General features: G+C 54.0%; 25 protein-coding genes and 3 tRNA genes. 25 read left to right on the top strand and 3 right to left on the bottom strand.

Annotated features, from left to right (window positions below; translation table 11 throughout):
• Positions 1 to 94: 94 nt before the first annotated feature.
• Positions 95 to 1378: a citrate synthase gene (locus USH94_RS07755; RefSeq protein ID WP_008501086.1), complete on the bottom strand. Its 1284-nt coding sequence runs from the start codon at positions 1376 to 1378 to the stop codon at positions 95 to 97.
• Positions 1379 to 2017: 639 nt separating this feature from the next.
• Here USH94_RS07755 and sdhC point away from each other — a divergent pair.
• The 24 genes from sdhC to pnuC all read left to right on the top strand — a co-directional run bounded on the left by sdhC (position 2018) and on the right by pnuC (position 23702).
• Positions 2018 to 2422: a succinate dehydrogenase cytochrome b556 subunit gene (gene sdhC, locus USH94_RS07750; protein WP_020684965.1), complete on the top strand. Its 405-nt coding sequence runs from the start codon at positions 2018 to 2020 to the stop codon at positions 2420 to 2422.
• Complete coding sequence (gene sdhD, locus USH94_RS07745) at positions 2416 to 2763, top strand: succinate dehydrogenase membrane anchor subunit (RefSeq protein WP_008501088.1); 348 nt, start codon at positions 2416 to 2418, stop codon at positions 2761 to 2763. Before sdhC ends, sdhD begins: the two co-directional genes overlap by 7 nt.
• A complete protein-coding gene (gene sdhA / locus USH94_RS07740; protein ID WP_008501089.1) occupies positions 2763 to 4529 on the top strand; it encodes a succinate dehydrogenase flavoprotein subunit in 1767 nt (588 codons plus the stop codon). Before sdhD ends, sdhA begins: the two co-directional genes overlap by 1 nt.
• Before the next feature lie 15 nt (positions 4530 to 4544).
• Complete coding sequence (gene sdhB / locus USH94_RS07735) at positions 4545 to 5261, top strand: succinate dehydrogenase iron-sulfur subunit SdhB (protein WP_008501090.1); 717 nt, start codon at positions 4545 to 4547, stop codon at positions 5259 to 5261.
• Positions 5262 to 5480: 219 nt separating this feature from the next.
• Entirely contained in the window at positions 5481 to 8288 is a 2808-nt protein-coding gene (gene sucA / locus USH94_RS07730; protein ID WP_111964368.1) for a 2-oxoglutarate dehydrogenase E1 component, read from the top strand.
• A 14-nt stretch (positions 8289 to 8302) separates the two neighbouring features.
• Positions 8303 to 9523: a 2-oxoglutarate dehydrogenase complex dihydrolipoyllysine-residue succinyltransferase gene (gene odhB, locus USH94_RS07725; RefSeq protein ID WP_008501093.1), complete on the top strand. Its 1221-nt coding sequence runs from the start codon at positions 8303 to 8305 to the stop codon at positions 9521 to 9523.
• 83 nt (positions 9524 to 9606) lie between these two features.
• The gene (sucC, locus tag USH94_RS07720) at positions 9607 to 10773 is read left to right on the top strand and encodes an ADP-forming succinate--CoA ligase subunit beta (RefSeq protein ID WP_006809579.1); all 1167 of its coding nucleotides are present in this window, start codon (positions 9607 to 9609) and stop codon (positions 10771 to 10773) included.
• Complete coding sequence (gene sucD, locus USH94_RS07715) at positions 10773 to 11642, top strand: succinate--CoA ligase subunit alpha (RefSeq protein ID WP_008501094.1); 870 nt, start codon at positions 10773 to 10775, stop codon at positions 11640 to 11642. Before sucC ends, sucD begins: the two co-directional genes overlap by 1 nt.
• Positions 11643 to 12374: 732 nt before the next feature.
• Positions 12375 to 13943 carry a cytochrome ubiquinol oxidase subunit I gene (gene cydA, locus USH94_RS07710; RefSeq protein WP_032638923.1) on the top strand — a complete coding sequence of 523 codons (1569 nt, stop codon included), beginning with the start codon at positions 12375 to 12377 and terminating at the stop codon, positions 13941 to 13943.
• Between the two features lie 15 nt (positions 13944 to 13958).
• Positions 13959 to 15098 (top strand): cytochrome d ubiquinol oxidase subunit II, encoded by a 1140-nt coding sequence (cydB, locus tag USH94_RS07705; protein WP_023293006.1) that lies wholly within the window; start codon positions 13959 to 13961, stop codon positions 15096 to 15098.
• A 14-nt stretch (positions 15099 to 15112) separates the two neighbouring features.
• The gene (gene cydX / locus USH94_RS07700; RefSeq protein WP_003858598.1) at positions 15113 to 15226 is read left to right on the top strand and encodes a cytochrome bd-I oxidase subunit CydX; all 114 of its coding nucleotides are present in this window, start codon (positions 15113 to 15115) and stop codon (positions 15224 to 15226) included.
• Positions 15226 to 15516 (top strand): cyd operon protein YbgE, encoded by a 291-nt coding sequence (gene ybgE, locus USH94_RS07695; RefSeq protein ID WP_008501100.1) that lies wholly within the window; start codon positions 15226 to 15228, stop codon positions 15514 to 15516. Before cydX ends, ybgE begins: the two co-directional genes overlap by 1 nt.
• A gap of 148 nt (positions 15517 to 15664) precedes the next feature.
• Positions 15665 to 16069: a tol-pal system-associated acyl-CoA thioesterase gene (gene ybgC, locus USH94_RS07690; RefSeq protein ID WP_003858593.1), complete on the top strand. Its 405-nt coding sequence runs from the start codon at positions 15665 to 15667 to the stop codon at positions 16067 to 16069.
• A complete protein-coding gene (tolQ, locus tag USH94_RS07685; protein WP_008501101.1) occupies positions 16066 to 16758 on the top strand; it encodes a Tol-Pal system protein TolQ in 693 nt (230 codons plus the stop codon). Before ybgC ends, tolQ begins: the two co-directional genes overlap by 4 nt.
• A gap of 3 nt (positions 16759 to 16761) precedes the next feature.
• A complete protein-coding gene (gene tolR / locus USH94_RS07680) occupies positions 16762 to 17190 on the top strand; it encodes a colicin uptake protein TolR (protein WP_003858589.1) in 429 nt (142 codons plus the stop codon).
• A gap of 28 nt (positions 17191 to 17218) precedes the next feature.
• Positions 17219 to 18487, top strand: a complete 1269-nt coding sequence (tolA, locus tag USH94_RS07675; protein WP_111964367.1) for a cell envelope integrity protein TolA — start codon at positions 17219 to 17221, stop codon at positions 18485 to 18487.
• 134 nt (positions 18488 to 18621) lie between these two features.
• The gene (tolB, locus tag USH94_RS07670) at positions 18622 to 19914 is read left to right on the top strand and encodes a Tol-Pal system beta propeller repeat protein TolB (RefSeq protein ID WP_008501103.1); all 1293 of its coding nucleotides are present in this window, start codon (positions 18622 to 18624) and stop codon (positions 19912 to 19914) included.
• Between the two features lie 35 nt (positions 19915 to 19949).
• Positions 19950 to 20471, top strand: a complete 522-nt coding sequence (pal, locus tag USH94_RS07665; RefSeq protein WP_003858578.1) for a peptidoglycan-associated lipoprotein Pal — start codon at positions 19950 to 19952, stop codon at positions 20469 to 20471.
• 9 nt (positions 20472 to 20480) lie between these two features.
• Positions 20481 to 21275 carry a cell division protein CpoB gene (cpoB, locus tag USH94_RS07660; protein ID WP_111964366.1) on the top strand — a complete coding sequence of 265 codons (795 nt, stop codon included), beginning with the start codon at positions 20481 to 20483 and terminating at the stop codon, positions 21273 to 21275.
• Between the two features lie 161 nt (positions 21276 to 21436).
• Positions 21437 to 21512: transfer RNA gene (locus USH94_RS07655), tRNA-Lys, on the top strand.
• 27 nt (positions 21513 to 21539) lie between these two features.
• Positions 21540 to 21615 (top strand) — tRNA-Val (locus tag USH94_RS07650).
• A gap of 3 nt (positions 21616 to 21618) precedes the next feature.
• Positions 21619 to 21694: transfer RNA gene (locus tag USH94_RS07645), tRNA-Lys, on the top strand.
• A gap of 222 nt (positions 21695 to 21916) precedes the next feature.
• Positions 21917 to 22960 carry a quinolinate synthase NadA gene (nadA, locus tag USH94_RS07640; RefSeq protein ID WP_008501105.1) on the top strand — a complete coding sequence of 348 codons (1044 nt, stop codon included), beginning with the start codon at positions 21917 to 21919 and terminating at the stop codon, positions 22958 to 22960.
• Between the two features lie 22 nt (positions 22961 to 22982).
• Positions 22983 to 23702 (top strand): nicotinamide riboside transporter PnuC, encoded by a 720-nt coding sequence (gene pnuC / locus USH94_RS07635; protein ID WP_111963794.1) that lies wholly within the window; start codon positions 22983 to 22985, stop codon positions 23700 to 23702.
• Here pnuC and zitB read toward each other — a convergent pair.
• Both zitB and USH94_RS07625 read right to left on the bottom strand, forming a co-directional pair.
• Entirely contained in the window at positions 23699 to 24637 is a 939-nt protein-coding gene (zitB, locus tag USH94_RS07630) for a CDF family zinc transporter ZitB (protein ID WP_111963795.1), read from the bottom strand. The genes pnuC and zitB overlap by 4 nt on opposite strands.
• A gap of 106 nt (positions 24638 to 24743) precedes the next feature.
• Entirely contained in the window at positions 24744 to 25124 is a 381-nt protein-coding gene (locus tag USH94_RS07625; protein ID WP_111963796.1) for a protein YbgS, read from the bottom strand.
• A 305-nt stretch (positions 25125 to 25429) separates the two neighbouring features.
• Here USH94_RS07625 and aroG point away from each other — a divergent pair, with 305 nt between their 5' ends.
• Positions 25430 to 26482, top strand: coding sequence for a 3-deoxy-7-phosphoheptulonate synthase AroG (gene aroG, locus USH94_RS07620; protein ID WP_008501110.1), 1053 nt, complete (start codon positions 25430 to 25432; stop codon positions 26480 to 26482).
• Positions 26483 to 26524: the final 42 nt, after the last annotated feature.

Here is a 26524-nt window from a genome sequence, read left to right as displayed (position 1 = left end):
AAACGGTAACCCTTGGGTTACCGTTTTTAATGTTTTCCCCCTCACCCTGTGGGAGAGGGCCGGGGTGAGGGCATCAGGCCGCACCCAACGTCTTTTAGCGCTTCAGGTCAGACTTAAAATCACGCTGCTCGTAGCCGGTATACAGCTGACGAGGACGGGCGATCTTCATGCCTTCGCTGTGCATTTCGTTCCAGTGCGCAATCCAGCCTACGGTACGGGCCATGGCGAAGATCACGGTGAACATGGAAGACGGAATGCCCATCGCTTTCAGAATAATGCCAGAGTAGAAATCGACGTTCGGGTAGAGTTTCTTCTCGATGAAGTACGGGTCGTTCAGCGCGATGTGTTCCAGCTCCATTGCCACTTCCAGCAGGTCATCTTTGGTACCCAGCTCTTTCAGCACTTCGTGGCAGGTTTCACGCATCACGGTGGCGCGCGGGTCATAGTTTTTGTAAACACGGTGACCGAAGCCCATCAGGCGGAAGGAGTCATTCTTGTCTTTCGCGCGACGCACGAACTCAGGAATGTGCTCAACGGTGCTGATCTCTTCCAGCATCTTCAGCGCCGCTTCGTTGGCGCCGCCGTGCGCCGGTCCCCACAGGGAGGCAATGCCCGCAGCGATACAGGCGAACGGGTTCGCGCCTGAAGAGCCTGCGGTACGAACGGTTGAGGTCGAGGCGTTCTGTTCGTGGTCAGCATGCAGGATCAGAATACGATCCATCGCGCGTTCCAGAACCGGGTTCACTTCGTACTCTTCGCACGGCGTGGAGAACATCATGCGCAGGAAGTTGCCCGCGTAGGAGAGGTCGTTACGCGGATACACAAACGGCTGGCCGATGGAGTATTTGTAACACATCGCCGCCATGGTAGGCATTTTGGACAGCAGACGGTAAGCGGCGATTTCACGGTGACGCGGGTTATTCACGTCAAGGGAGTCGTGGTAGAACGCGGCCAGCGCACCGGTAATACCGCACATCACCGCCATTGGGTGAGAGTCACGACGGAACGCATGGAACAGACGGGTAATCTGCTCATGGATCATGGTGTGACGGGTCACGGTGGTTTTAAATTCATCGAACTGGGCCTGCGTCGGTTTTTCGCCGTTCAGCAGGATGTAGCACACTTCCAGATAGTTGGATTCGGTGGCTAACTGATCGATAGGGAAGCCGCGATGGAGCAGGATACCTTCGTCACCGTCGATAAAGGTGATTTTGGATTCGCAAGATGCGGTAGAGGTAAATCCAGGGTCAAAGGTGAATACCCCTTTGGAACCCAGCGTACGGATATCAATAACATCCTGACCGAGCGTGCCTTTTAGCACATCCAGTTCAATAGCAGTGTCACCATTTAGGGTGAGCGTTGCCTTTGTATCAGCCATTTACGGTCTCCTTAGCGCCTTATGCTTAAGACTGCGCTTTACCGGATTTGCTTTCAGCTGTTAATCACCGTTACCAGATTGTTATTTGGCTTACCGCTCAGCTCACGAGGACAAACCAGGGTACAGAGCTATGGCGCCTTGCAGGTAAACGAATGAAATATCAGTGAAACAACAGCAAATCAGCGTTTTTGCAGTCCGAATTATTCAAACCTGTATATCACTAATAACTGTCCTGATAACTTCGGTCAATACCATCACACTGTTACATAACTATTTGTCAGGTGAAAGAGAGACCTCATAACTTTTGCGCATTATATGCCTTTTCTGATGACGTTTGTAACAATATTGTTTAACATTTGTCAAATCAGATGATTAAAAATTAAAAAGATGTTGTTATCGTGACCCTGATCACTGTTCCAGAGAAAACCCGACAAACTGTATGTAGGTTAATTGTAATGATTTTGTGAACGGCCTATACTGCCGCCAGGTCTCCGGAACACCCTGCAATCCCGAGCCACCCAGCGTTGTAATGTGTCGTTTAAGCATCTGGAAGCACTGTTTTGCATGACGCGCAGTTATAGAAAAGGAACGCTGTCTGACCCGCATCGCAGTCCGGAGGAAGGAAACAATAAGAACAGCATGTGGGCGTTATTCATGATAAGAAATGTGAAAAAACAAAGACCTGTCAATCTGGATCTCAAAACGATCCGGTTCCCCGTAACAGCAATAGCGTCCATTCTGCACCGTGTTTCTGGTGTGATTACGTTTGTGGCGGTCGGTATTCTGCTGTGGTTACTGGGCACCAGCCTCTCTTCCCCTGAAGGATTCCTCCAGGCCTCTGCCATCATGAACAGCTTCTTCGTGAAATTCATCATGTGGGGCATTCTGACCGCGCTGGCGTACCACGTTGTGGTGGGTGTTCGCCATATGCTGATGGACTTTGGCTATCTGGAAGAGACCTTCGAAGCCGGGAAACGCTCCGCTAACATTTCATTTGTGATTACAGTCGTGCTTTCACTTCTCGCAGGAGTTCTCGTATGGTAAGCAACGCCTCCGCATTAGGACGCAACGGCGTACATGACTTCATTCTGGTCCGTGCTACCGCCATCGTTCTCACCCTCTACATCATCTATATGATCGGTTTCTTCGCGACCAGCGGCACGCTGACGTGGGAAATCTGGAGTGGGTTCTTCGGATCCGCCTTCACCAAAGTGTTCACCCTGCTGGCCCTTTTCTCCATCCTTATTCATGCCTGGATTGGCATGTGGCAGGTGTTGACCGATTACGTTAAACCGCTGGCGATTCGCCTTCCACTGCAGCTGGCCATTGTGGTTGCACTGGTGGTTTACGTTATTTATGGATTCGTTGTGGTGTGGGGTGTGTAATGAAACTGCCAGTCAGAGAATTTGATGCTGTTGTGATTGGTGCCGGTGGCGCAGGTATGCGTGCCGCACTGCAAATTTCCCAGAGTGGCCAGAGCTGTGCGCTGCTCTCTAAAGTCTTCCCAACCCGTTCCCATACTGTGTCTGCGCAGGGCGGTATTACCGTTGCGCTGGGTAACTCCCATGAAGATAACTGGGAATGGCACATGTATGACACGGTAAAAGGTTCCGATTACATCGGTGACCAGGATGCCATCGAATATATGTGTAAAACCGGCCCGGAAGCGATTCTGGAGCTGGACCACATGGGTCTGCCGTTCTCCCGTCTGGAAAATGGCACCATCTATCAGCGTCCGTTTGGCGGCCAGTCGAAAAACTTCGGCGGCGAGCAGGCGGCACGCACCGCGGCGGCGGCTGACCGTACCGGTCACGCGCTGCTGCACACCCTGTATCAGCAGAACCTGAAAAACCACACCACCATCTTCTCCGAATGGTATGCGCTGGATCTGGTGAAAAACGCCGATGGCGCCATCGTTGGTTGTACCGCGCTGTGCATCGAAACCGGTGAAGTGGTCTACTTCAAAGCCCGTGCAACCGTGCTGGCGACCGGCGGTGCAGGCCGTATTTACCAGTCCACTACCAACGCCCACATCAACACCGGTGACGGTGTCGGTATGGCTATCCGCGCGGGCGTGCCGGTGCAGGATATGGAGATGTGGCAGTTCCACCCAACCGGTATCGCCGGTGCAGGCGTGCTGGTAACAGAAGGCTGCCGTGGTGAAGGTGGCTACCTGCTGAATAAACACGGCGAGCGCTTCATGGAGCGTTATGCCCCGAATGCGAAAGACCTGGCGGGTCGTGACGTGGTGGCGCGTTCCATCATGATCGAAATTCGTGAAGGCCGCGGCTGTGACGGCCCTTGGGGTCCACACGCCAAGCTGAAGCTCGACCACCTGGGTAAAGAAGTGCTGGAATCCCGTCTGCCGGGCATCCTTGAACTGTCCCGCACCTTCGCGCACGTCGATCCGGTGAAAGAGCCGATTCCGGTTATCCCAACCTGCCACTACATGATGGGCGGTATTCCGACCAAAGTGACCGGTCAGGCGCTGACCGTGAACGAGCAGGGCGAAGACGTGGTTATTCCTGGCCTGTTCGCGGTGGGCGAAATTGCCTGCGTATCCGTACACGGCGCAAACCGTCTGGGCGGCAACTCCCTGCTGGACCTGGTGGTGTTTGGTCGTGCAGTGGGTCTGCATCTGCAGGAATCCATTGCCGAGCAGGGCGCGCTGCGTGACGCGACCGACGACGAAATTGATGCCTCTCTTGAGCGCCTCAACCGCTGGAACGGCAACCGTAACGGCGAAGATCCGGTGGAAATCCGTAAAGCGCTGCAGGAATGCATGCAGCACAACTTCTCGGTATTCCGCGAAGGCGACGCGATGGCCAAAGGTCTTGAGCAGCTGAAAGCGATCCGCGAGCGTCTGAAAAATGCCCGTCTGGACGACACCTCCAGCGAGTTCAACACCCAGCGCGTTGAGTGCCTGGAGCTGGATAACCTGATGGAAACCGCGTTCGCGACCGCGATGTCGGCAAACTTCCGTACCGAAAGCCGTGGCGCGCATAGCCGCTTCGACTTCCCGGAGCGTGATGACGAAAACTGGCTGTGCCATTCCCTGTATCTGCCAGAGTCGGAAACCATGACGCGTCGTAGCGTCAACATGGAACCGAAACTGCGTCCGGCGTTCCCGCCGAAGATTCGTACTTACTAATGCGGAGACAGGATAATGAAACTCGAATTCTCAGTTTATCGTTATAACCCGGATGTAGACGACGCTCCGCGCATGCAGGATTACACGCTTGAAGCGGAAGAAGGTCGCGACATGATGCTGCTGGATGCCTTAATCCAGCTGAAAGAAAAAGATCCAACCCTGTCGTTCCGCCGCTCCTGCCGTGAAGGGGTGTGTGGCTCTGACGGTGTGAACATGAACGGCAAAAATGGCCTGGCCTGCATCACGCCAATTTCAGCGTTGCAGCGTCCTGGTCAGAAAATTGTTATCCGTCCTCTGCCAGGCCTGCCGGTCGTGCGTGATTTGGTGGTAGACATGGGGCAATTCTATGCACAATATGAGAAGATTAAGCCTTACTTATTGAATAATGGGCAAAATCCACCGGCTCGTGAGCACTTACAGTCTCCTGAGCAGCGTGAAAAACTCGATGGTCTGTACGAGTGTATTCTCTGCGCATGTTGTTCAACGTCCTGCCCGTCGTTCTGGTGGAACCCGGACAAGTTTATCGGTCCGGCCGGTCTGCTGGCTGCCTATCGCTTCCTGATCGACAGCCGCGACACCGAAACCGACAGCCGTCTGGAAGGACTGAGCGACGCTTTCAGCGTATTCCGCTGCCATAGCATCATGAACTGCGTCAGTGTGTGTCCGAAGGGTCTGAACCCGACGCGCGCCATCGGCCATATTAAGTCGATGCTGCTGCAGCGCAGTGCGTAAGTAGTGAGAGGGGAGCGCTGTTCCCCTCACCTTAACCCTCTCCCACAGGGAGAGGGGATAGATTGCAGAAACCTTTAAAAACTGCCCTGAAGTCTAGACAGTTTCTAAAGGTTCCTTCGCGGGCCACAAAGAGCTCGCAGGTGAACCCCGGCACGTACACGTGGTGTGCGTGGTAGTTTCTACGGCGAAAGTAAGCATAAAAATGCTTAAGGGATCACGATGCAGAACGGCGCAATGAAAGCCTGGCTGGACTCTTCTTACCTCTCTGGTGCCAACCAGAGCTGGATAGAACAGCTCTATGAAGACTTCTTAACCGATCCTGGCTCAGTGGACGCAAACTGGCGTTCCATGTTCCAGCAGTTGCCTGGTACAGGGGTCAAACCGGATCAATTCCATTCCAAAACACGTGATTATTTCCGTCGTCTGGCGAAGGATGCCTCACGTTACTCTTCTGCGATTTCCGACCCTGACACCAATGCGAAGCAGGTTAAAGTCCTGCAGCTTATCAACGCTTATCGCTTCCGTGGTCACCAGCATGCGAATCTCGATCCGCTGGGACTGTGGAAACAAGACCGTGTGGCCGATCTCGATCCGGCGTATCACGATCTGACCGAGGCCGATTTCCAGGAAAGCTTTAACGTAGGTTCCTTTGCCATCGGCAAAGACACGATGAAGCTGGGCGATCTGATTGACGCGCTCAAGCAAACCTACTGCGGCTCCATCGGCGCGGAATACATGCACATTACCTCTACCGAAGAGAAGCGCTGGATCCAGCAGCGCATCGAATCCGTAGCGGGCCAAGCGACCTTCTCGGCTGACGAGAAAAAACGCTTCCTCAGCGAACTGACCGCAGCGGAAGGCCTTGAGCGCTATCTGGGCGCGAAGTTCCCGGGCGCAAAACGCTTCTCGCTGGAAGGCGGTGACGCCCTGGTGCCGATGCTGAAAGAGCTGATTCGTCATGCAGGCAAGAGCGGCACCCGTGAAGTGGTGCTGGGCATGGCGCACCGTGGTCGTCTGAACGTGCTGGTCAACGTGCTGGGTAAAAAACCGCAGGACCTGTTCGACGAATTCGCGGGCAAACATAAAGAACACCTCGGCACCGGCGACGTGAAGTACCACATGGGCTTCTCGTCTGATATCGAAACCGAAGGCGGTCTGGTTCACCTGGCGCTGGCGTTTAACCCGTCACACCTGGAAATCGTCAGCCCGGTGGTTATCGGTTCCGTGCGCGCGCGTCTGGATCGTCTGGACGAGCCGAGCAGCAACAAAGTACTGCCAATCACCATCCACGGCGATGCGGCGGTAACAGGGCAGGGCGTGGTTCAGGAAACCCTGAACATGTCGAAAGCGCGTGGTTATGAAGTGGGCGGTACCGTTCGCATCGTGATCAACAACCAGGTGGGCTTCACCACCTCTAACCCGCTGGACGCGCGTTCTACCCCGTACTGCACCGACATCGGTAAGATGGTGCAGGCGCCGATCTTCCACGTTAACGCGGATGACCCGGAAGCCGTGGCTTTCGTTACCCGTCTGGCGCTGGACTTCCGTAATACCTTCAAACGCGATGTGTTCATTGACCTCTTCTGCTACCGCCGTCACGGCCACAACGAAGCGGATGAGCCAAGTGCAACCCAGCCGCTGATGTATCAGAAAATCAAAAAACACCCGACTCCGCGCAAAATCTATGCTGACAAGCTGGAAGGCGACAAAGTGGCGACGCTGGAAGATGCGACCGAAATGGTCAACCTCTACCGCGACGCGCTGGATGCGGGCGAATGCGTAGTGAAAGAACTGCGTCCGATGAACATGCACTCCTTTACCTGGTCGCCATACCTCAACCACGAGTGGGATGAGAGCTACCCGAATAAGGTTGAGATGAAGCGCCTGCAGGAGCTGGCTAAACGCATCAGCACCGTGCCGGACGCTATCGAGATGCAGTCGCGCGTGGCGAAAATTTATGCTGACCGTCAGTCCATGGCGGCAGGCGAGAAGCTCTTCGACTGGGGCGGTGCGGAAACGCTGGCCTACGCAACGCTGGTTGACGAAGGCATTCCTGTTCGTCTGTCCGGTGAAGATGCGGGCCGTGGAACCTTCTTCCACCGTCACGCGGTTGTTCACAACCAGTCCAACGGTTCAACCTACACCCCGCTGCAGCACGTGCACAACGGTCAGGGCCAGTTCAAGGTCTGGGACTCCGTGCTGTCTGAAGAAGCGGTTCTGGCCTTCGAATACGGTTATGCCACCGCTGAACCACGAACCCTGACCATCTGGGAAGCGCAGTTCGGTGACTTCGCTAACGGTGCGCAGGTGGTTATCGACCAGTTCATCTCCTCCGGCGAGCAGAAGTGGGGCCGTATGTGTGGCCTGGTAATGCTGCTGCCGCACGGTTATGAAGGTCAGGGTCCGGAGCACTCTTCCGCGCGTCTGGAACGTTATCTGCAGCTCTGCGCCGAGCAGAACATGCAGGTCTGTGTACCGTCTACTCCGGCTCAGGTGTACCACATGCTGCGTCGTCAGGCGCTGCGCGGTATGCGTCGTCCGCTGGTGGTGATGTCGCCGAAGTCCCTGCTGCGTCACCCGCTGGCGGTGTCGAGCCTGGATGAACTGGCAAATGGCACCTTCCTGCCGGCCATCGGTGAAATTGACGAGCTGGATCCGCAGGCCGTGAAGCGTGTGGTGATGTGTTCTGGTAAGGTTTATTACGACCTGCTGGAACAGCGCCGTAAGAACGATCAGAAAGATGTCGCCATCGTGCGTATCGAACAGCTTTATCCGTTCCCGCACCAGGCGGTGCAGGAAGCGCTGAAACCGTACGCTCACGTTCATGATTTTGTCTGGTGCCAGGAAGAGCCGCTTAACCAGGGCGCATGGTACTGCAGCCAGCATCATTTCCGTGAAGTGATTCCATTTGGGTCAGCCCTGCGCTATGCAGGTCGCCCGGCCTCCGCCTCTCCGGCGGTAGGGTATATGTCCGTTCACCAGAAGCAGCAACAAGATCTGGTCAATGACGCGCTGAACGTCGATTAATTAAAGGATACATAATGAGTAGCGTAGATATTCTTGTTCCCGACCTGCCTGAATCCGTAGCAGATGCGACCGTCGCTACCTGGCACAAAAAACCAGGCGATGCCGTTAAGCGCGATGAAGTGCTGGTAGAAATCGAAACTGACAAAGTGGTACTGGAAGTACCGGCTTCGGCGGATGGCGTTCTGGACGCGGTGCTGGAAGATGAAGGTACTACCGTCACGTCTCGTCAGATCCTGGGTCGCCTGCGTGAAGGCAACAGCGCGGGCAAAGAGTCCAGCGCAAAATCTGAAGAGAAAGCCTCTACGCCGGCTCAGCGCCAGCAGGCTTCTCTGGAAGAACAGTCTAACGATGCCCTCAGCCCGGCGATCCGTCGCCTGCTGGCGGAACACAGCCTCGACCCGGCAGCCATTAAAGGCACCGGCGTTGGCGGTCGTCTGACCCGTGAAGACATCGACAAGCATCTGGCGAAAGCGCCTGCTCAGGCCGAAGCGAAAGCTCCTGCGGCGGCGCCAGCAGCTCAGCCTGCGCTGGGTGCCCGCAGCGAAAAACGCGTGCCGATGACCCGCCTGCGTAAGCGCGTTGCCGAGCGTCTGCTGGAAGCGAAAAACTCTACCGCGATGCTGACCACCTTCAACGAAGTGAACATGAAGCCAATCATGGACCTGCGCAAGCAGTACGGTGACGCGTTTGAAAAACGTCACGGTATCCGTCTGGGCTTTATGTCCTTCTACGTGAAGGCGGTGGTTGAAGCGCTGAAACGCTATCCGGAAGTGAACGCGTCCATCGATGGCGATGACGTGGTTTACCACAACTATTTCGACGTCAGCATGGCGGTTTCTACTCCACGCGGCCTGGTAACGCCGGTTCTGCGTGATGTGGATACCCTGGGTATGGCTGACATCGAGAAAAACATTAAAGAGCTGGCCGTGAAAGGCCGCGACGGCAAGCTGACCGTAGATGACCTGACCGGCGGTAACTTCACCATTACCAACGGCGGCGTATTCGGCTCGCTGATGTCTACCCCGATCATTAACCCGCCGCAGAGCGCGATCCTGGGTATGCATGCCATCAAAGATCGCCCTATGGCGGTAGACGGTAAAGTTGAGATCCTGCCAATGATGTACCTGGCGCTCTCTTACGATCACCGCCTGATCGACGGCCGCGAGTCCGTGGGCTTCCTGGTTGCGATTAAAGAGCTGCTGGAAGATCCAACCCGTCTGCTGCTGGACGTCTAGTTTTGCAGTCTTGCCCGGCGGCGTATGGCTGCCGGGCCAATAAAAGCACGACCTAACGATTACCTGAAGGATGGATAGAACACATGAACTTACATGAATATCAGGCCAAACAGCTGTTTGCCCGGTATGGCTTACCGGCTCCGGTGGGTTATGCCTGTACTACCCCGCGTGAAGCAGAAGAAGCCGCATCTAAAATCGGTTCCGGCCCTTGGGTAGTTAAGTGTCAGGTTCACGCTGGTGGCCGTGGTAAAGCGGGCGGTGTGAAGGTTGTTAAGAGCAAAGAAGAGATTCGTGCGTTTGCTGAACATTGGCTCGGCAAGCGTCTGGTAACGTACCAGACAGATGCGAACGGCCAGCCGGTTAACCAGATCCTGGTGGAAGCGGCGACCGATATCGCGAAAGAACTTTATCTGGGCGCGGTTGTTGACCGTAGCTCCCGTCGCGTGGTGTTCATGGCGTCTACCGAAGGCGGCGTGGAAATCGAAAAAGTGGCGGAAGAAACCCCGCACCTGATCCACAAAGTGGCTATCGATCCGCTGGCAGGCCCAATGCCTTACCAGGGTCGCGAGCTGGCGTTCAAGCTGGGCCTGGAAGGTAAACTGGTTCAGCAGTTCACCAAGATCTTCATGGGTCTGGCAACTATCTTCCTGGAGCGCGATCTGGCGCTGATCGAGATCAACCCACTGGTGATCACCACCCAGGGCGATTTGATCTGCCTCGACGGCAAGCTGGGCGCTGACGGCAACGCGCTGTTCCGCCAGCCGGATCTGCGCGAAATGCGCGACCAGTCTCAGGAAGACCCGCGTGAAGCACAGGCTGCGCAGTGGGAACTGAACTACGTGGCGCTGGACGGCAACATCGGCTGCATGGTTAACGGTGCGGGCCTGGCAATGGGCACCATGGACATCGTTAAGCTGCACGGCGGTGAGCCAGCAAACTTCCTCGACGTGGGCGGTGGCGCAACCAAAGAGCGCGTAACCGAAGCGTTCAAAATCATTCTCTCTGACGACAACGTGAAGGCCGTTCTGGTTAACATCTTCGGCGGTATCGTCCGTTGCGACCTGATCGCCGACGGTATCATCGGTGCGGTAGAAGAAGTGGGTGTTAACGTTCCGGTGGTTGTGCGTCTGGAAGGTAACAACGCTGAACTCGGCGCGAAAAAACTGGCTGACAGCGGCCTGAATATTATTGCAGCGAAAAGTCTGACGGATGCAGCTCAGCAGGTTGTTGCCGCAGTGGAGGGGAAATAATGTCAGTTTTAATTAATAAAGATACCAAGGTTATCTGCCAGGGCTTCACCGGTAGCCAGGGGACTTTCCACTCCGAACAGGCAATTGCCTACGGTACGCAGATGGTTGGCGGTGTTACGCCAGGTAAAGGCGGCACCACCCACCTGGGCCTGCCGGTGTTCAATACCGTGCGTGAAGCCGTAGAAGCGACGGGCGCCACCGCGACCGTGATCTACGTTCCGGCACCGTTCTGCAAAGACTCTATTCTGGAAGCGATCGACGCAGGCATCAAACTGATCATCACCATCACCGAAGGCATCCCGACGCTGGATATGCTGACCGTGAAGGTGAAGCTGGATGAAGCTGGCGTGCGTATGATTGGCCCGAACTGCCCAGGCGTTATCACCCCGGGCGAATGCAAAATCGGCATCATGCCGGGCCACATTCACAAACCGGGTAAAGTGGGCATCGTGTCCCGTTCCGGTACCCTGACCTATGAAGCGGTTAAGCAGACCACCGACTACGGTTTCGGCCAGTCCACCTGCGTGGGCATCGGCGGTGACCCGATCCCGGGCTCTAACTTCATCGACATCCTGAAGCTGTTCCAGGAAGATCCACAGACCGAAGCGATCGTGATGATCGGTGAGATCGGTGGTAGCGCGGAAGAAGAAGCGGCTGCTTACATCAAAGAACACGTGACCAAGCCAGTTGTGGGCTACATCGCGGGTGTGACTGCGCCGAAAGGCAAGCGTATGGGTCACGCAGGCGCGATCATCGCCGGTGGTAAGGGTACGGCTGATGAGAAATTCGCAGCGCTGGAAGCCGCAGGCGTGAAAACCGTTCGCAGCCTGGCGGATATCGGCGAAGCACTGAAATCCATCATTAAGTAAGTCCTCTCTGCTCCCCGAAAGGGGGGCGTTGCAGTATAAAAATGTCCGTTTCGACATGGTTGGCCGCTGTAAAGCGGCCTTTTTTATTGCCTGCCGGGCGTCATGCAATAGTCACAATTGGGTGTTAATTAGAGAGGATGTAAAAGTAAAATAATTGTTATTTATTTACCTTTAAGAGAGCAGATGGAAAAAAACAAAAAACGCACTAAAATTTATGTCCTGAATAAATCAGTCATTAAGCGTAACTGAGTTAATAAAAATCACTTCTGTTTATATTCATCCGTCGATTCGATAACTTTAATTGTATTTCATATACATATCTTTAACATGGTTTTTACCATGTTCACCACATCAAAACACAATTAACATTAAGAATTGTTTTTGATTTAAATCAATGTTTAATCCTTGGAAAAAGGCGCTGAAAAGCGCTAAATTGTTCCCGATCAAAATGGCCGAAAAGTGGTAATTTTGCTATAAATTGATCGCCGTCGAAAAACGTAAATGTGATTCAATAAAAACCTGTTTATTGTAAGGGTTTTGCAGCGTATTATATTTGCGGGATCAATTTGAGTTTTTTATTAACGTATTTGTAACCTCACGTCATCGTTTTTATCCTCCCTCAGGGTAATAACGACGACAAGGATGCGAATAATTTGTATTGGGGCATGCGTGTGGATCTCTTTCTGACGGGGTCCACTCTCGGAGTCTTCATGCGATGAGCAAGGAGTCATGATGTTAGATATAGTCGAACTGTCGCGCTTACAGTTTGCCTTGACCGCGATGTACCACTTCCTGTTTGTGCCACTGACGCTCGGTATGGCGTTCCTGCTGGCCATTATGGAAACGGTATACGTTCTCTCCGGCAAACAGATTTATAAAGATATGACCAAGTTCTGGGGCAAGTTGTTTGGTATCAACTTCGCACTGGGCGTGGCAACCGGTTTGACCATGGAGTTCCAGTTCGGGACTAACTGGTCTTACTATTCCCACTATGTAGGGGATATCTTCGGTGCGCCGCTGGCCATTGAAGGTCTGATGGCATTCTTCCTCGAATCCACCTTTGTAGGTCTGTTCTTCTTCGGTTGGGACCGTCTGGGTAAAGTCCAGCATATGGCGGTGACCTGGCTTGTGGCATTAGGTTCGAACCTGTCCGCGCTGTGGATCCTGGTTGCGAACGGCTGGATGCAGAACCCTATCGCGTCTGATTTCAACTTCGAAACCATGCGTATGGAGATGGTCAGCTTTGCCGAGCTGGTCCTGAACCCGGTTGCTCAGGTTAAATTCGTTCACACCGTCGCTTCTGGCTACGTGTGCGGCGCGATGTTTGTGCTGGGCATCAGTTCTTACTATATGCTGCGTGGTCGTGACTTCGCGTTTGCTAAGCGCTCCTTTGCTATCGCTGCAAGCTTCGGTATGGCTGCCATCCTCTCTGTTATCGTTCTGGGTGATGAATCCGGTTACGAAATGGGTGACGTGCAAAAAACCAAACTGGCCGCCATCGAAGCCGAATGGGAAACCCAGCCGGCGCCTGCTGCCTTTACGCTGTTCGGTATTCCCGATCAGGACGCGCAGGAAAACCGCTTTGCCATTCAGATTCCTTACGCGCTGGGTATCATTGCCACTCGTTCTGTTGATAAGCAGGTGACGGGTCTGAAAGAGCTGATGGTTCAGCACGAAGAGCGTATTCGTAACGGTATGAAAGCCTACTCGCTGCTGGAACAGCTGCGTGCTGGCTCTACAGACCAGACCGTCCGCGACCAGTTTAACGACGTGAAGAAAGATCTGGGTTATGGCCTGCTGCTGAAGCGTTATACCCCGAACGTTTCTGATGCGACGGAAGCGCAGATCCAGATGGCAACCAAAGACTCGATTCCACGCGTTGCGCCTCTGTACTTCGCATTCCGTATCATGGTGGGCTGCGGCATCATCATGCTGCTGATCATTGCGGCGTCCTTCTGGTCTGTGATTCGCAACCGCATCGGCGAGAAAAAATGGCTGCTGCGCACCGCGCTTTACGGTATTCCACTGCCGTGGATCGCAATTGAGTCCGGCTGGTTTGTTGCGGAGTATGGCCGTCAGCCATGGGCGATCGGTGAGGTCCTGCCAACGGCGGTGGCGAACTCGTCCCTGACCGCAGGCGACCTGATCTTCTCCATGCTGCTGATTTGTGGTCTGTACACCCTGTTCCTGGTGGCTGAACTGTTCCTGATGTTCAAGTTCGCGCGCCTTGGCCCAAGCAGCCTGAAAACCGGTCGCTATCACTACGAGCAGTCCACTGCGACTACTCAGCCGGCACGCTAAGACAGGAGTCATCAAATGATCGATTATGAAGTATTGCGTTTTATCTGGTGGCTGCTGGTCGGCGTTCTGCTGATCGGTTTCGCCGTCACGGATGGTTTCGACATGGGGGTGGGGATGCTCACCCGTTTCCTCGGTCGTAATGACACCGAGCGTCGAATCATGATCAACTCCATCGCTCCGCACTGGGACGGTAACCAGGTGTGGCTGATCACCGCAGGCGGCGCGCTGTTCGCTGCCTGGCCGATGGTCTACGCGGCTGCGTTCTCCGGTTTCTATGTGGCGATGATTCTGGTGCTGGCCTCTTTATTCTTCCGTCCGGTCGGTTTCGACTACCGTTCGAAGATTGAAGATACCCGCTGGCGCAACATGTGGGACTGGGGCATCTTTATCGGTAGCTTCGTTCCACCGCTGGTGATCGGCGTGGCGTTTGGTAACCTGCTGCAGGGCGTACCGTTCCACCTGGACGAATACATGCGTCTTTACTACACCGGTAACTTCTTCCAGCTGCTGAATCCGTTTGGTCTGCTGGCCGGCGTAGTGAGCGTGGCGATGATCATCACTCAGGGCGCAACCTACCTGCAGATGCGTACTGTAGGCGAGCTGCATCTGCGCTCCCGCGCGACGGCTCAGGTTGCTGCGCTGGTTACGCTGGTCTGCTTCGCGCTGGCCGGTGTGTGGGTGGTGTACGGCATTGATGGCTACGTGGTGACGTCTGCCATTAACCACACCGCACCGTCTAACCCGCTGACCAAAGAGGTGGCTCGTCAGGCTGGCGCTTGGCTTGTGAACTTCAACAATACCCCTGTGCTGTGGGCGATCCCGGCGCTGGGCGTGCTGCTGCCGCTGCTGACCATGTTGACGTCTCGTCTGGAAAAAGGTGCGCTGGCGTTCGTGTTCTCTTCACTGACTCTGGCATGCATCATCCTGACGGCGGGTATTGCGATGTTCCCGTTCGTCATGCCATCCAGCACCATGCTGAATGCTAGCCTGACCATGTGGGATGCAACGTCCAGCCATATGACGCTGAACCTGATGACATATGTTGCTTGTGTGTTCGTTCCGATTGTTCTGGCTTACACCATCTGGTGTTACTGGAAAATGTTCGGTCGTATCACTAAAGAACATATCGAAAGCAACACCCACTCTATGTACTAAGTAAGGAGCTGAATATGTGGTATTTCGCATGGATTTTAGGGACGCTTCTTGCCTGTGCATTTGGTGTCATCACTGCCCTGGCGCTTGAACACGTTGAAGCGACCAAAGCGGGTGAAGAAAAACACTGATGAATATTATCGCGAAACTTTACGCGGTAATGGATAAGCGCCCGTTACGGGCGCTTTCTTTAGTGATGGCATTACTGCTGGCAGGCTGTATCTTCTGGGACCCTTCGCGCTTTGCAGCGAAAACCAGCGAGCTTGAAATCTGGCACGGCTTCCTTATTATGTGGGCGGTGTGCGCAGGTGTGATCCACGGCGTGGGCTTTCGTCCGAAAGCCGTTCACTGGCAGGGAATTTTCTGCCCGCTGATTGCCGATCTGGTGCTTCTCGCCGGTTTGATTTTCTTCTTCTTCTGAATAAGAAATGTCCGTTAACGTTATGGGCTTAACCGAGCCCATAAAAATTTACTCTCCGTTTACTTTCCCCCATTCCCAACCCTCTTTCCCGCGCGTATAGTAGCGAAGTTTAAAAGCTCTAACTTTTGTTGCATTACCGGGATGTAAAGTGAATACAACGCTGTTTCGATGGCCGGTTCGTGTCTATTACGAAGATACCGATGCCGGTGGTGTGGTTTACCACGCCAGCTACGTTGCTTTTTATGAACGGGCACGCACAGAGATGCTGCGCCATCATCACTTTAGTCAACAGGTTCTGTTGGCTGAGCGAGTTGCCTTCGTGGTACGCAAGATGACGCTTGAGTATTTTGCGCCTGCCAGACTCGACGATATGCTCGAAGTCCAAACTGAAATTACATCAATGCGTGGGACCTCACTGGTTTTCACGCAGCGGATAGTCAACGCAGAGAATACCGTACTGAACTCAGCTGAAGTACTGATTGTTTGTGTTGATCCAACCATAATGAAGCCTCGTGCGCTTCCTAAGTCTATTGTCGCGGAGTTTAAGCAGTGACTGACATGAATATCCTTGATTTGTTCCTGAAGGCAAGCCTTCTGGTTAAACTTATCATGTTGATTTTGATTGGTTTTTCAATCGCATCCTGGGCCATCATCATCCAGAGAACGCGTATCCTCAATGCCGCCGGCCGTGAAGCTGAAGCGTTTGAAGATAAGTTCTGGTCGGGTATTGAGCTTTCTCGTCTGTACCAGGAGAGCCAGGGACGCCGTGAAAACCTGACCGGCTCCGAGCAAATTTTCTACAGCGGTTTCAAAGAGTTTGCTCGTCTGCATCGTGCAAACAATCATGCGCCGGAAGCGGTGGTGGAAGGTGCCTCGCGTGCGATGCGTATCTCTATGAACCGTGAACTGGAAAACCTTGAAACGCACATTCCTTTCCTCGGCACTGTCGGCTCCATCAGCCCGTATATCGGTCTGTTTGGTACCGTGTGGGGGATCATGCACGCCTTTATCGCGCTGGGCGCGGTGAAGCAGGCGACGTTGCAGATGGTTGCACCGGGTATCGCTGAAGCACTGATTGCGACCGCTATCGGTCTGTTTGCGGCAATTCCTGCGGTTATGGCTTACAACCGTCTGAACCAGCGCGTGAACAAACTGGAACTGAACTACGACAACTTTATGGAAGAGTTCACTGCGATTCTGCACCGTCAGGCGTTTACCAGCACCGAGAGCAACAAGGGGTAAACCATGGCCAGATCGCGTGGACGAGGTCGTCGCGAGCTCAAGTCCGAAATCAATATCGTTCCACTGCTTGATGTCCTGCTGGTACTGCTGCTGATCTTCATGGCAACAGCGCCAATCATTACCCAGAGCGTGGAAGTGGATCTGCCGGATGCGACAGAATCACAGGCGGTGAGCACCAATGACGATCCTCCGGTTATCATTGAGGTTTCCGGCGTAGGGCAATACAGCGTCGTAGTAGAGAAAGATCGTATGGATCAGCTGCCGCCTGAGCAGGTTATTGCTGAAGCGCAGCGTCGTCTGGAGTCAAATCCGAAAACGGTCTTCTTAATCGGTGGCGCAAAAGACGTACCCTACGATGAAATTATTAAAGCGCTGAACTTGCTACATAGTGCGGGTGTTAAGTCAGTTGGCTTAATGACCCAACCAATTTGATCATCCGCGTAGTTTTTGGGAACCGATAGTGTCAAAGGCAACCGAACAGAACGACAAGCTTAAGCGAGCGATAATCGTCTCCGCAGTGCTGCACGTGATTCTCTTTGCAGCGCTGATCTGGAGTTCGTTCGACGAGCATATTGATGCATCAGCCGGCGGCGGTGGAGGGTCTTCCATTGACGCCGTGATGGTGGATCCCGGTGCGGTAGTACAGAACTATAATCGCGAACAACAGCAGAAGGCGAGTGCCAAACGGGCTGAAGAGCAGCGTGAAAAACAGGCGCAACAGCAGGCGGAAGAACTGCGTGAAAAGCAGGCCGCAGAGCAGGAGCGTCTGAAGCAGCTTGAGAAGGAACGTTTGCAGGCGCAGGAAGCCGCGAAAGCGCAGGCAGAGCAGCAGAAACAAGCCGAAGAGGCCGCGAAGAAAGCACAGGAACAGCAAAAGCAGGCGGAAGAGGCGGCAGCTAAAGCCGCAGCGGACGCGAAAGCACAGGCTGATGCCCAGGCAAAATTAGCGGCAGAAGCGGCGAAGAAAGCCGCTGCTGATGCTCAGAAGAAAGCTGAAGCGGAAGCCGCGAAGAAAGCCGCTGCTGATGCCCAGAAGAAAGCTGAAGCGGAAGCCGCGAAGAAAGCCGCTGCCGATGCTCAGAAGAAAGCCGAAGCGGAAGCCGCGAAGAAAGCCGCTCAGGAAGCAGAGAAGAAAGCTGCTGCCGAGGCTGCGAAGAAAGCGGCTGCTGCTGAGAAAGCGGCTGCAGAAAAAGCCGCGGCGGAAAAAGCTGCAGCCGCCGAAAAAGCCGCTGCGGACAAAAAAGCTGCAGCTGAGAAGGCCGCTGCCGATAAGAAAGCTGCTGCTGAAAAAGCGGCAGCTAAAAAGGCTGCCGCCGCTGAAAAAGCCGCTGCCGCCGCAGGGGTTGACGATCTGCTGGGCGATTTGAGCTCAGGTAAGAATGCACCGAAAACGGGCGGTGGGGCGAAAGGAAACAACGCAGCGCCGACGGGAAGTGGTAACACTAAGAGTAACGGTGCGACAGGGGCTGAAATCAACGGTTATGCCGCGCAGATTAAATCCGCTATTGAAAGCCGATTCTATGATGCGTCTTCCTATACCGGTAAAACGTGTACGTTGCGTATAAAACTGGCTCCGGACGGCATGCTGCTGGATATCAAGTCTGAAGGTGGCGACCCGGCTTTATGTACTGCGGCCCTGGCTGCAGCGCGTCAGGCGAAGATGCCTAAACCGCCATCTCAGGCTGTTTACGAAGTCTTCAAAAATGCGCCGCTGGACTTCAAACCTTAAGTTACATTTTCCCCGTGCAAACGGGGAAAAATAGACCAGGTTTAGTCACAGGGTTCTGGTAGTTTTGTCTATTTGAGTTTGTTAACATTCTGCTAAATTATCGTGGGTAAGGTTACCCGGATAAGGGAGATATGATGAAGCAGGCATTACGTGTAGCATTTAGTTTTTTAATGCTGTGGGCAGCAGTACTGCACGCAGAAGTACGTATCGAGATCACCCAGGGGGTGGACTCGGCGCGCCCAATCGGTGTTGTTCCGTTCCAGTGGGCAGGTCCTGGCGCTGCGCCTGAAGATGCCGGTGGCATCGTGGCGGCTGACCTGCGTAACAGCGGTAAATTCAACCCGTTAGATCGTTCTCGTCTGCCTCAGCAGCCGGGTAGCGCGCAGGAAGTACAGCCTGCAGCATGGTCTGCGCTGGGTATTGATGCCGTGGTTGTGGGTCAGGTTACGCCTAACCCGGACGGCTCTTACAACGTTGCCTGGCAGCTGGTGGATACCGGCGGTGCACCGGGTACCGTTCTGGCACAGAACTCTTACAAGGTCACTAAGCAATACCTGCGCTATGCTGCACATGCTGCCAGCGATGCGGTATTTGAAAAACTGACCGGCATTAAAGGTGCGTTCCGTACCCGTATCGCGTACGTGGTGCAGACCAACGGTGGTCAGTTCCCGTACGAACTGCGCGTATCTGACTACGACGGCTACAACCAGTTCCTGGTGAAACGTTCTTCACAGCCGCTGATGTCTCCAGCCTGGTCTCCGGACGGTTCTAAACTGGCCTATGTAACCTTCGAAAGCGGCCGCTCAGCGCTGGTTATCCAGACGCTGGCAAACGGTGCTGTTCGTCAGGTAGCGTCGTTCCCACGTCACAACGGTGCGCCTTCGTTCTCTCCGGACGGCTCTAAACTGGCCTTTGCGCTGTCAAAAACCGGTAGCCTGAACCTGTACGTGATGGATATTGGCTCTGGTCAGATCCGTCAGGTTACCGACGGTCGCAGCAACAACACTGAACCTTCATGGTTCCCGGACAGCCAAAACCTGGCGTTTACTTCTGACCAGGCCGGCCGTCCACAAATCTACAAAGTCAACATCAACGGCGGTGCTCCGCAGCGTATTACCTGGGAAGGTTCGCAGAACCAGAACTCAGACGTGAGCAGCGACGGTAAATTTATGGTAATGGTGAGCTCCAACGGTGGGCAGCAGCACATTGCCAAACAAGATCTGGTAGCGGGTGGCGTTCAAGTTCTGTCGTCAACGTTCCTGGATGAAACGCCAAGTCTGGCACCTAACGGCACGATGGTAATCTACAGCTCTTCTCAGGGGATGGGATCTGTGCTGAATCTGGTTTCTACAGATGGGCGTTTCAAAGCGCGTATTCCGGCAACTGATGGACAGGTAAAATCACCTGCCTGGTCGCCGTATCTGTAAATAATAATTAATTGATTACTAAAGGAATCATAGAAATGCAACTGAACAAAGTGCTGAAGGGGCTGATGATCGCTCTGCCTGTAATGGCAATCGCAGCGTGTTCTTCTAACAAGAACGCCAGCAATGACCAGAGCGGCGAAGGCATGATGGGTGCCGGCACCGGTATGGACGCGAACGGCAATGGCAACATGTCTTCTGAAGAGCAAGCGCGTCTTCAGATGCAGCAGCTGCAGCAGAACAACATCGTTTACTTCGATCTGGATAAATACGACATCCGTTCTGACTTCGCTGCGATGCTGGATGCGCACGCTAACTTCCTGCGTAGCAACCCATCTTACAAAGTCACCGTAGAAGGTCACGCGGACGAACGTGGTACCCCAGAGTACAACATCTCCCTGGGTGAACGTCGTGCTAACGCTGTTAAAATGTACCTGCAGGGTAAAGGCGTTTCTGCTGATCAGATCTCCATCGTTTCTTACGGTAAAGAAAAACCTGCAGTACTGGGTCACGACGAAGCGGCTTACTCCAAAAACCGTCGTGCCGTACTGGTTTACTAAGAGAATTGCATGAGCAGTAACTTCAGACATCATCTGTTGAGTCTGTCGTTACTGGTTGGAATAGCGGCCCCCTGGGCCGCTTTTGCTCAGGCACCAATCAGTAGTGTCGGCTCAGGCTCGGTAGAAGACCGGGTCACTCAACTCGAGCGTATTTCTAACGCTCATAGCCAGCTTTTAACCCAACTCCAGCAACAACTTTCCGATAACCAGAATGATATTGACTCTCTCCGCGGTCAGATTCAGGAAAGCCAGTATCAGCTTAACCAGGTTGTGGAACGTCAGAAGCAAATCTTGTTGCAGATAGATAGCCTGAGCAGCGGTGGTGCAGCAGCACAGCCAGCCGCAGGCGATCAGAGCGGTGCTGCGACGTCTGCGCCAGCGCCATCTGCTGATGCTTCAGCCTCAACAGGCGCGCCTGTACAGAGCGGTGACGCGAATACTGACTACAATGCGGCTATTGCCCTGGTGCAGGATCAATCTCGTCAGGATGACGCGATTACTGCGTTTCAGAACTTTGTTAAGAAATACCCTGATTCCACTTATCAGCCAAATGCCAATTACTGGCTCGGTCAGTTGAATTACAACAAGGGTAAAAAGGACGATGCGGCGTTTTATTTTGCCTCCGTGGTAAAAAACTACCCGAAATCGCCAAAAGCGCCTGATGCGATGTACAAAGTGGGCGTCATCATGCAGGACAAAGGCGACACTGCGAAAGCCAAAGCGGTTTATCAGCAGGTGGTCTCTAAATTCCCGGGCACCGAAGGTGCTAAGCAGGCGCAAAAACGTCTGAATTCGATGGGATGATTATCGCATGACCAGAAATCGCGTTATTTCTGGTCGTGCAGCATGATTACTAAGCAGTTAAGTGATCTTCATCGAAATTTTTGTTGCGCAGAATTCTTAAATCAGTAATATATGCCGCCGTTGCCACGGGATATCAAACAACGTGAAAACAGCATAAAAGTGGGTCGTTAGCTCAGTTGGTAGAGCAGTTGACTTTTAATCAATTGGTCGCAGGTTCGAATCCTGCACGACCCACCACTTAACGCAGTTCCGGCAGTACAGAGTGGGTGATTAGCTCAGTTGGTAGAGCATCTCCTTTACACGGAGGGGGTCGGCGGTTCGAGCCCGTCATCACCCACCACTCGGGTCGTTAGCTCAGTTGGTAGAGCAGTTGACTTTTAATCAATTGGTCGCAGGTTCGAATCCTGCACGACCCACCAGTGTAGAAAGGCGCCCTAAAGGCGCCTTTTTGCTATCTGTCTGTTTTGTTGGTCAGGTAAGGCGAAGCCGCCACCCGACAAATGCTATCCGCACCTATTTCCGGTGACTTTTCACTCCAGATTCGCTATCTTGTTTAGTATACAAAACACAATTGCCACGCGTTTTGCTATGTCAGGCAAATGAAAGGCAATATTGTTAAGCCAGTAAAACGAGAAGCCATAATGAGTGTGATGTTTGATCCTGAAGCCGCAATCTATCCGTTTCCGCCAAAGCCTGTCCCGCTGAGCCAGGACGAAAAGCAGTTCTACCGCGAGAAGATCAAACGTCTTCTCAAAGAGCGCGATGCAGTAATGGTGGCCCATTACTACACCGACCCGGAAATACAGCAGCTGGCTGAAGAGACCGGGGGCTGCATTTCTGACTCACTGGAGATGGCGCGCTTCGGTGCACGACATCCCGCTTCCACGCTGCTGGTTGCCGGCGTGCGTTTTATGGGCGAAACGGCAAAGATCCTGAGCCCGGAAAAAACCATTCTGATGCCCACGCTTAACGCGGAGTGTTCACTGGATCTCGGCTGCCCGATTGACGAATTCACGGCCTTCTGTGATGCCCATCCTGACCGGACCGTGGTGGTCTACGCTAACACCTCTGCGGCCGTAAAAGCGCGTGCAGACTGGGTGGTCACATCGAGCATCGCCGTTGAACTGATTGAACATCTGGATAGCTTGGGCGAGAAAATTATCTGGGCGCCCGATCGCCATCTCGGCAATTATGTCCAGAAGCAGACGGGAGCTGACGTTCTCTGCTGGCAGGGCGCCTGTATCGTTCATGACGAGTTCAAGACTCAGGCGCTGGCCCGCATGAAGGCGCTTTATCCTGACGCAGCCATTCTTGTTCACCCTGAATCTCCGCAGTCGATTGTCGACATGGCGGATGCCGTGGGTTCAACCAGCCAGCTTATCAACGCTGCCAGAACGTTGCCTCACAAGCAGCTTATCGTGGCGACCGATCGCGGTATCTTTTACAAGATGCAGCAGGCCGTACCGGAGAAAGAGCTTCTTGAAGCGCCAACGGCAGGCGAGGGCGCAACATGTCGCAGCTGTGCACATTGCCCGTGGATGGCGATGAACGGCCTGAAAGCGATTGCCGAGGGGTTAGAAACCGGTGGTGCGGCGCATGAAATCCATGTGGATGCCGCCCTGCGTGAAGGCGCGTTAATTCCGCTTAACCGCATGCTGGATTTTGCGGCTACACTACGTACTTAATTCAAAACGCCCCGGGGAAAAGATGGATTTTTTTAGCACACATAACATTCTGGTTCATATACCGATTGGTGCAGGTGGCTATGACCTGTCATGGATCGAGGCCGTTGGCACGCTGGCGGGATTACTCTGTATCTGGCTGGCAAGCCTGGAGAAGATCAGCAACTACGCGTTCGGGCTGATTAACGTCACGCTGTTTGCGATTATCTTCTTCCAGATCCAGCTGTACGCCAGCCTGCTTTTGCAGCTGTTCTTCTTTGCCGCCAATATTTACGGCTGGTATGCCTGGTCGCGTCAGAACAGCCAGCAGGAGGCCGAGCTGCAGATCCGCTGGCTGCCCCTGCCGAAAGCCATCGCCTGGTTCGTCGCCTGCGTGGTGGCCATTGGCTTAATGACCGTTTACATCAACCCGGTTTTTGCGTTCCTGACCCGCGTTGCCGTTTCGGCCATGTCCGGCATCGGCCTGAACGTGACGATGCCTGAACTCCAGCCGGATGCCTTCCCGTTTTGGGATTCCTGCATGATGGTGCTGTCGATTGCGGCGATGATTCTGATGACCCGTAAATACGTTGAGAACTGGCTGTTGTGGGTCATCATCAACGTGATCAGCGTGGCGATCTTCGCCCTGCAGGGCGTCTATGCGATGTCGCTGGAATATCTGCTGCTGACCTTCATCGCGCTGAACGGCAGCCGGATGTGGATTAACAGCGCGCGCGAGCGAGGCTCTCACGCGCTTTCCGGCTAGTGGTCATGATGATGTGAATGGCCGGACTGCGCCTCGTTAAGGTGGCAGTCCGGTCCGCTACAGGGCTGATACTCCATCTGAACGGTGGCATGGCTAATGTCGTAGTGATGTTCCAGGAAGTGCTGGATGCGATCGAGCAGCGCATCGTGGTCGTGAGGGGGGATCACCTGGACGTGCAGCGTCATGACCGGTTTCTCTCCCACCAGCCAGACGTGAACATGATGAACGTTGCGTACTTCCGGGACTGAACGGCGCAGGTTGCGCTTCAGCTCGTCGATATCCATGGAAGCTGGCGCCCCTTCAAGCAGTTCATTCACGCTCTCCTTCAGCAGCCGCCAGGCGCTGCGCAAGACCAGACACGACACAAGAACGGACAGAATCGGATCGACAGGCGTCCAGCCGGTGTAGAGGATCAGCAGCGCGGCGACAATCGCCCCGACTGAGCCGAGCAAATCACCCATAACATGCAGAGCCGCAGCGCGTACGTTCAGGTTCTTCTCCCCGCTGCCGCGGTGCAAAATCCAGAAGGCCAGAATATTCGCCAGCAGCCCTGCTACGGCAATCACCATCATGGTTGCCCCGGCGATCGGCTGCGGGTGTCTGAAGCGCTGTATTGCCTCCCAGACGATAAGAATGGTAATGACCACCAGCGCAATAGCGTTAACAAACGCGGCCAGTGTGGTCAGTCTCAGCCAGCCGAAGGTATGGCGCGCATTTGGAGGACGACGCGCAAACTGCACGGCCATCAGGGCGAAGAGCAGGGCGGCTGCATCGGTCAGCATGTGTCCGGCATCAGCCAGAAGCGCCAGAGAGCCGGAAATCAGGCCGCCAATGACCTCAATAACCATAAACGTTGCCGTGACGCCAAAGGCCAGCATCAGTCGTTTAGCGTTGTCGTTGCCGGATGAGTGCGAGTGTGAATGGGAGTGCGCCATGTCTGCTTTCCTGATGTGTTATTGTTTTTAGTGTAGCGTTTTTAATAGGTTACTCCAAAAAGAAAGGAGAGCCTGAGCTCTCCTTTTTCTGACGGTTCATAACAAATTACTGGGTAGTACCATCGGTTTTGGTATTGGCGTCGTTACCCATTTTGTCGTTAGGGTCCGGGCATTTGCCGTCCTTGCACATTGAGTTCTTATGGACTTCATCTGAACTCATATTGTCATGGTTCATAGTGCCGGAACCGCTACCGTCTGGATGCAGCATGGTGCCGCCGGTGTTGGTGTTGCCGGTATTGATCTGGCTGTTGTCGACATTATTCGGGGCGATATTCTGTTTCGCATCAGGCGCAGGCTGACCTGCTGCCGCAGCCGCATTGGCGTCACCGTTGCTGTCTGAGGTGCCCGTTTCCGCAGCCAGGACGCTGCCGCTGGCCAGAGTGAGTGTAGCGGTCAGGAAGAGAGTTGCCAGTTTTGTCATTTTCATCATGGTGCTCCTGTTCTTGTCGTTACGCTGGATAACATTCTCCAACAGTGCATCTTTTTCAGAGGCGAAAGATCCCGCCTTACGGACTTACGTCAGTAGGGAATCGCGTTTAAGCGTGTAAAAATTGGTTGTTACAGTTAAAAAGCTTAGGTTAGATCTCGTTTTTCGCTATTTTGTGGCGATTTTTAGGCGAATTCCAGGAATTATCTGCGTGAAGTGTAAAACCGTGTTTACACTTCCTGGTCGACAAGATAGATTGAAAGGATTGCTTTCATTACTAAAGATATGGCAGAGCTGGAACGAAGATGAATTATCAGAACGACGATTTACGCATTAAAGAGATCAATGAGTTATTACCTCCTGTAGCGCTCCTTGAGAAATTCCCCGCCACTGAAAATGCCGCAAACACGGTTTCTCATGCTCGTAAAGCGATCCATAAGATCCTGAAAGGTAATGACGATCGTCTTCTGGTGGTGATTGGTCCGTGCTCCATTCACGATCCTGCAGCCGCGAAAGAATACGCCGCCCGTCTGCTCACCCTCCGTGAAGAGCTAAAGGATGAGCTGGAAATCGTCATGCGCGTCTATTTTGAAAAACCGCGCACCACCGTTGGCTGGAAAGGATTGATTAACGATCCGCACATGGATAACAGCTTCCAGATCAACGACGGCCTGCGCATTGCGCGCAAGCTGCTGCTTGAGATCAACGACAGCGGCCTGCCTGCGGCCGGTGAATTCCTGGACATGATTACGCCACAATACCTTGCAGACCTGATGAGCTGGGGCGCAATTGGTGCGCGCACGACTGAATCTCAGGTCCACCGCGAGCTGGCGTCCGGTCTTTCTTGCCCGGTGGGTTTCAAAAATGGCACTGACGGCACCATAAAGGTGGCTATTGATGCCATCAACGCCGCTGGTGCGCCGCACTGCTTCCTGTCCGTGACAAAATGGGGTCACTCCGCCATCGTTAACACCAGCGGGAACGGTGACTGCCACATCATTCTGCGCGGCGGTAAAGAGCCGAACTACAGCGCGAAACACGTGGCAGAAGTGAAAGTCGGGCTGGAAAAAGCCGGACTGCCGCCGCAGGTGATGATCGATTTCAGCCATGCCAACTCCAGCAAGCAGTTTAAAAAGCAGATGGAAGTGGGAGCAGACGTCTGCCAGCAGATTGCCGGCGGTGAGAAGGCGGTGATTGGGGTGATGATCGAAAGCCATCTGGTTGAAGGTAACCAGAACCTGGAAGGCAGCGAGCCGTTGGTGTACGGCAAAAGCGTGACCGATGCCTGTATCGGCTGGGACGATACCGACGCCATCCTGCGCCAGCTGGCTAATGCGGTGAAAGCGCGTCGCGGTTAATTCTGACGGCTCAAATAAAAAAGCGCGGACGGTTCCGCGCTT

This window comes from Enterobacter sp. 148H3, from assembly GCF_034107425.1.
GTDB classification, from domain to species: domain Bacteria; phylum Pseudomonadota; class Gammaproteobacteria; order Enterobacterales; family Enterobacteriaceae; genus Enterobacter; species Enterobacter vonholyi.
Note: the sequence above shows the minus strand (reverse complement) of the source record. Positions and strands in the feature narration are given on the sequence as shown.

What these genes read in the sequence shown, in the direction of transcription:
- USH94_RS07755 (WP_008501086.1), bottom strand. Translation starts at nt 1,378, where the DNA reads ATGGCTGATACAAAGGCAACGCTCACCCTAAATGGTGACACTGCTATT.
- sdhC (WP_020684965.1), top strand. Translation starts at nt 2,018, where the DNA reads ATGTGGGCGTTATTCATGATAAGAAATGTGAAAAAACAAAGACCTGTC.
- sdhD (WP_008501088.1), top strand. Translation starts at nt 2,416, where the DNA reads ATGGTAAGCAACGCCTCCGCATTAGGACGCAACGGCGTACATGACTTC.
- sdhA (WP_008501089.1), top strand. Translation starts at nt 2,763, where the DNA reads ATGAAACTGCCAGTCAGAGAATTTGATGCTGTTGTGATTGGTGCCGGT.
- sdhB (WP_008501090.1), top strand. Translation starts at nt 4,545, where the DNA reads ATGAAACTCGAATTCTCAGTTTATCGTTATAACCCGGATGTAGACGAC.
- sucA (WP_111964368.1), top strand. Translation starts at nt 5,481, where the DNA reads ATGCAGAACGGCGCAATGAAAGCCTGGCTGGACTCTTCTTACCTCTCT.
- odhB (WP_008501093.1), top strand. Translation starts at nt 8,303, where the DNA reads ATGAGTAGCGTAGATATTCTTGTTCCCGACCTGCCTGAATCCGTAGCA.
- sucC (WP_006809579.1), top strand. Translation starts at nt 9,607, where the DNA reads ATGAACTTACATGAATATCAGGCCAAACAGCTGTTTGCCCGGTATGGC.
- sucD (WP_008501094.1), top strand. Translation starts at nt 10,773, where the DNA reads ATGTCAGTTTTAATTAATAAAGATACCAAGGTTATCTGCCAGGGCTTC.
- cydA (WP_032638923.1), top strand. Translation starts at nt 12,375, where the DNA reads ATGTTAGATATAGTCGAACTGTCGCGCTTACAGTTTGCCTTGACCGCG.
- cydB (WP_023293006.1), top strand. Translation starts at nt 13,959, where the DNA reads ATGATCGATTATGAAGTATTGCGTTTTATCTGGTGGCTGCTGGTCGGC.
- cydX (WP_003858598.1), top strand. Translation starts at nt 15,113, where the DNA reads ATGTGGTATTTCGCATGGATTTTAGGGACGCTTCTTGCCTGTGCATTT.
- ybgE (WP_008501100.1), top strand. Translation starts at nt 15,226, where the DNA reads ATGAATATTATCGCGAAACTTTACGCGGTAATGGATAAGCGCCCGTTA.
- tolR (WP_003858589.1), top strand. Translation starts at nt 16,762, where the DNA reads ATGGCCAGATCGCGTGGACGAGGTCGTCGCGAGCTCAAGTCCGAAATC.
- tolB (WP_008501103.1), top strand. Translation starts at nt 18,622, where the DNA reads ATGAAGCAGGCATTACGTGTAGCATTTAGTTTTTTAATGCTGTGGGCA.
- pal (WP_003858578.1), top strand. Translation starts at nt 19,950, where the DNA reads ATGCAACTGAACAAAGTGCTGAAGGGGCTGATGATCGCTCTGCCTGTA.
- cpoB (WP_111964366.1), top strand. Translation starts at nt 20,481, where the DNA reads ATGAGCAGTAACTTCAGACATCATCTGTTGAGTCTGTCGTTACTGGTT.
- nadA (WP_008501105.1), top strand. Translation starts at nt 21,917, where the DNA reads ATGAGTGTGATGTTTGATCCTGAAGCCGCAATCTATCCGTTTCCGCCA.
- pnuC (WP_111963794.1), top strand. Translation starts at nt 22,983, where the DNA reads ATGGATTTTTTTAGCACACATAACATTCTGGTTCATATACCGATTGGT.
- zitB (WP_111963795.1), bottom strand. Translation starts at nt 24,637, where the DNA reads ATGGCGCACTCCCATTCACACTCGCACTCATCCGGCAACGACAACGCT.
- USH94_RS07625 (WP_111963796.1), bottom strand. Translation starts at nt 25,124, where the DNA reads ATGAAAATGACAAAACTGGCAACTCTCTTCCTGACCGCTACACTCACT.
- aroG (WP_008501110.1), top strand. Translation starts at nt 25,430, where the DNA reads ATGAATTATCAGAACGACGATTTACGCATTAAAGAGATCAATGAGTTA.